The following is a 581-nucleotide window of genomic DNA, read 5'->3' as shown; positions in this document are numbered from 1 at the left end:
CCACTGTAATACTTTCTTGAAGTATTTGCAAGAGTTGTTGGTGTGACATTTTTACCTGTGAATTTAAACTCATATCCATCAGGTGTGCCTTTCTTTCCTTGCAAAGTGAGTTCATAAATATGTCCGGTAAATATACTTACATGTATTTCCTTAGTTTTTACCCTTTCTAACTTTAGGTCTGTGTTATTATTCACTACTATTCCATTAGAAAAAGCTTCGGCTGCATGTGCTCCCATACCTGTATAAAACTCATTATTGGCTATATTCTTATACACAGTTACATTCTTGTTTTCTAGGGCGAATGCATTTACGCCTATCGCAGAAACTATAGCCATTGCCATTACTGTTGATAATAACTTTTTAAACTTCATAATATATCCTCCTTTGTAATATAACTTTTCAACTTACATATATTCGACCTATATATGTCTATAAAGTTTACCTTCTTCTTGCTTATAAGTGATTATATAAGCTATACATATAATAACATGTATAACATCCATTGTCAATCAATATAAATTCTCATATTTAACATCTTTATGTTTTAAATAAGATATCCTATTTTATTAGTATAATTTTTT

The 581-nt window shown here is 29.4% G+C and carries 1 protein-coding gene; it reads right to left on the bottom strand.

Annotated elements, in window-relative coordinates; all coding sequences use genetic code 11:
- Positions 1 to 371: hypothetical protein (locus HMPREF1639_RS06000; RefSeq protein WP_036764431.1), on the bottom strand; the 371-nt coding region annotated here is incomplete at its 3' end.
- Positions 372 to 581 lie beyond the last annotated feature (210 nt).

The sequence above is a fragment of the Peptostreptococcus sp. MV1 genome (genome assembly GCF_000758885.1).
Classification (GTDB): domain Bacteria; phylum Bacillota; class Clostridia; order Peptostreptococcales; family Peptostreptococcaceae; genus Peptostreptococcus.
The sequence above is the reverse complement of the archived record's forward strand: the minus strand, read 5'-3'. Positions and strand labels throughout refer to the sequence as shown.